This is a genomic window from Bacillus cereus group sp. Bc010, assembly GCF_027716745.1.
Lineage (GTDB): Bacteria > Bacillota > Bacilli > Bacillales > Bacillaceae_G > Bacillus_A > Bacillus_A pacificus.
This window is the reverse complement of sequence record NZ_JAQFUY010000080.1, coordinates 1-3,375: the sequence shown is the minus strand read 5'-3', so window position 1 is coordinate 3,375 and position 3,375 is coordinate 1. Positions and strand designations below refer to the sequence as shown.

Below are 3,375 nucleotides of genomic sequence, written 5' to 3'. Positions count from 1 at the left end.
GTTCGGCAGGTACAATTGCTAATCCAAGTCGTGCTACCTAAATTCTCGTTTTTGGTATGTTCGGCTTGGCGACATGCTCACACCTGCCGAATTTCGGAATGCAAGGAGGAAGGAGGAAGATTTTTTGAGTGGGTTTCTCAAAAAATACTCTCCGTTCCTTGTATGGAGAAAAGCCCTTTAAGGAGATATAGAAGGGAAATTAGTAAAAACGTTGATATATAAGAGTTTACTAGATTGTTATGTGTCATCAGCTGTGACACGTATATGTGTCATCAGCTGTGACACATGTTTGAAACAGGATGAGTCATTTTATGATTGATATACTTTCTTTTATGACCTATAATGTGTCATATATTATACATAAACGTATCATCAACTATGAAACATTTCAAAAAAGGGGAGAAAATTTAATGTCGATAGAGGTGCTAAAATTGGACGAAAAGATTACAGTTGAATTGACTCCAGAACAACTTCATCAACTCCAAAAGCTTGTGGAACTTGAGGAAAATCATTTATCTAAAGAAAACGAATACGAAGAGAGAAAAAAGAATCATAATTTTATTCAGCTTTATCGTGATAACATGCCAGAATTACGTTGGTTAATGTCTAATCATAGCTTTGCAAGTTCCTTGCTCTTTTTCATTTTGGAACACATGGATAACAGAAATGCTCTAGCCTGCTCTTATTCTGTTTTTGAGGATTATTTTGGAAAGTCGAGATCAACTGTATATAGAGCAATAAAACTACTAGAAGAGAACGGATTTTTAGATGTCTTAAAAATGGGAACATCAAATGTTTATGTAATTAACGAGAATCTAGCTTGGTCTGATTCAAATGACAAGAAAAAATTTGCTAAATATGACGGGAAAATCCTTGTCAGCAAAAAAGAAAATAAAGACTACGAATACCAAAGTCAATTTGACAGATTTAAAGCTTTAAGAGAACGAGAGAATCTAAAATAAAGCGGGTAGTAAAGTCTACTCGCTTTATTTATGTTTTCATCGCTCCATGTCATACCCTCGTTGTCTAGTCTTCAATTCTTTTTTATGCTCACGCTCAAATTGATTATCTATCTTCTTCATATCCAATTCATTCTTAATAAGGCCTCTAAACGCCTTGAATTGCTCTTTAAAAACTTTTTTCGTTTGTTGATACAAAACCCTTACATTTTCTTTTAAAACGCCTATATGAGCTTTTAAAGAGCTTATTTCAGTATTTAATGTTTCAACTTGATTCATTAGCTTTCTATTTTCCTTTGTCTTTTGATAGACTTCCTCACGAAGGTTTTTATTTTCTTGGACTAAATCTGTCGTCTGCAAGCGTTCATAATCTTTTTTTACAGTGGATGCTGCCGTTATCAAATCTTCTAATTGTTTAATTTGCTTTGGTGTATAAACATAATTACCAGTTTCTTTTTCAATGATTTTAGGTTTCCCAATAAATTTGGATTCCACCTCTGTCTTAATCTCTTTCTTTTTGCTCTTTAGATTCATTTTCTTTTCAGGAATTTGCTCACTAACTTTTACAAGTTGATCTTTCTTTTTGACAATTTCTCCTTCTAGCCATTGAATTTCTTTTTCTAAATCCTTTTTTTCTTTGTACTCGTTCACATCTTTATATTCGTTTGAGCCAACTAGTTTTCGTTCAATGCCACGCTCTTTCAATATGTTTTCTAACAACTTCACTTCTTTTTCTCGCCAATCATCAAAAGGACGTGTTTTATCTAACGTTGGATCTTGTTGCGTAATCGCTCGGTCAAATGATACTTGCTTTTCAAGCCCTCGCTTATATCCACTCGCCACAGGCACAAAATTTAAATGCATATGAGGGCTTGTCTCGTCATTATGAATGACCGCATTATAAACTTTTAAATTAGGATTGCGTTTCTCAAAATCCTTAAACCACTCTAACAAAATTTCATTTGCTCTTTCATAATCGGCATTGCGAATGAAGTCGTTCAAATCACCAACTTGAATAATCATTTCTTGCTGAAGCGAAGTTTTCTTACTGGACTGAATGTGCTTATAATAATCGTCAATTTTTCTATCAGATCGTTTTTGTTTGGCGTTATATTTCTCCAACGCTTCCCCGAACTCTTCTTGATATAACCCTTTCAAATTTTTCTGAACAAGATATTTATTTTCATTAGACTTTGAATAATCTATATGCGAATTTCGCTCTTTTTCCTTCTCGCTCATTGTCCTGTTATTGTGTTTAATGTTGGTTTTGTTCGTTGCCTTTTTGAGAGAAACTGACATACTCATAACGAATCAACTCCTTGCCCCCACTATACCAAAAGTTTTGTTACTTTGGCAAAGTAACCTTTTCTGTATTGTGACATTCCGCTACGCTCCATGTACACAATGAAAAGGCTCTGCGAGGCCGTTTTGGCTATCGCCAAGCCATGCAAAGCATGGCAAAAAACAAAACCTTGGACTCTGTCCAAACCTGCTGGGGAACTCTTCCCCAGACCCACTCAATCGAGCTCCCCAACCCCTCAATCCTTGAGGGGCTCCCTCGCCGGTGGGCAGGGTCAAAAGGGTACCTTTTGACAACCACAAGAGGGTTGCATAGTGAGTGTGTCAACTCCTTATCCTCCCGCTCCCTTACGGGTTCGGTCCGGTACCGTTGACACACTCCATGCAAATACCTCTGCTCTTTTTATTGCCATTTTAATCGACCAGCATTATGTTCATTCCAAATACCAAATCCCTCTGAATACTTTTTATCTAAAAACATTGGTAATCTTTCCTTCATTCCTTCTGCAAGATTAAGTGTCAATAACTCATTTTTATCTACCCAAAATATACTACCTTCATCTGTTTTATCTAACAGTTCTCCACTAAATACTTCTGTTCTATAATTAAAAACAAAAAACTTTTCACCAGTTTCATTATTAAACCAATAAATAACTCCACATGGTTCTAAATTAGAAATCATTAATCCTGTTTCCTCTTTTACTTCTCTTATAGTGGAATCGATTAGACTTTCCCCATCCTCCACATGCCCTCCAGGGAACGAAATTCCCTTCCAAGATTTAATTCTATCTTGAACTAGGACTTTATTATTTTTCTTATCATAAATCATACACATATTTGTTAATGTAACTTTAGCCACAAAATTACCCCCTTGTCTAAGTTAAATTCCCCTGGATAATTCTAGCATTTCTATAAGATTAGAAAAAGGATCTCCTTGTTTTTGGGTGTGAGTGTTGGCTGGGGGTCTGGGGGCTAGCCCCCAAGAATTCAACGTAACTTTATATAGCATAAGTGAAATTTTTGAACGATAAATCAAGGCGGTTCGGCAGGTACAATTGCTAATCCAAGTCGTGCTACCTAAATTCTCGTTTTTGGTATGTTCGGCTTGGCGACATGC

Annotated in this window: 4 protein-coding genes; 1 reads left to right on the top strand and 3 read right to left on the bottom strand. The window is 35.9% G+C overall.

All coding sequences use genetic code 11. The features are described from left to right. The first annotated feature begins 410 nt into the window (after positions 1-410). Positions 411-962 carry a helix-turn-helix domain-containing protein gene (locus PDQ68_RS28355; RefSeq protein WP_100632360.1) on the top strand — a complete coding sequence of 184 codons (552 nt, stop codon included), beginning with the start codon at positions 411-413 and terminating at the stop codon, positions 960-962. Between the two features lie 36 nt (positions 963-998). On the opposite strand, the gene PDQ68_RS28350 is transcribed toward PDQ68_RS28355, so the two are convergent. The 3 genes from PDQ68_RS28350 to PDQ68_RS28340 form a co-directional block, all read right to left on the bottom strand. Then, a complete protein-coding gene (locus PDQ68_RS28350; RefSeq protein ID WP_100632359.1) occupies positions 999-2,264 on the bottom strand; it encodes a plasmid recombination protein in 1,266 nt (421 codons plus the stop codon). Positions 2,265-2,661: 397 nt separating this feature from the next. Continuing rightward, the gene (locus tag PDQ68_RS28345; RefSeq protein WP_100632357.1) at positions 2,662-3,117 is read right to left on the bottom strand and encodes an 8-oxo-dGTP diphosphatase; all 456 of its coding nucleotides are present in this window, start codon (positions 3,115-3,117) and stop codon (positions 2,662-2,664) included. Positions 3,118-3,138: 21 nt separating this feature from the next. Beyond that, a partial coding sequence (locus PDQ68_RS28340; RefSeq protein ID WP_270787158.1) for a hypothetical protein occupies positions 3,139-3,375 on the bottom strand: 237 nt, incomplete at its 5' end.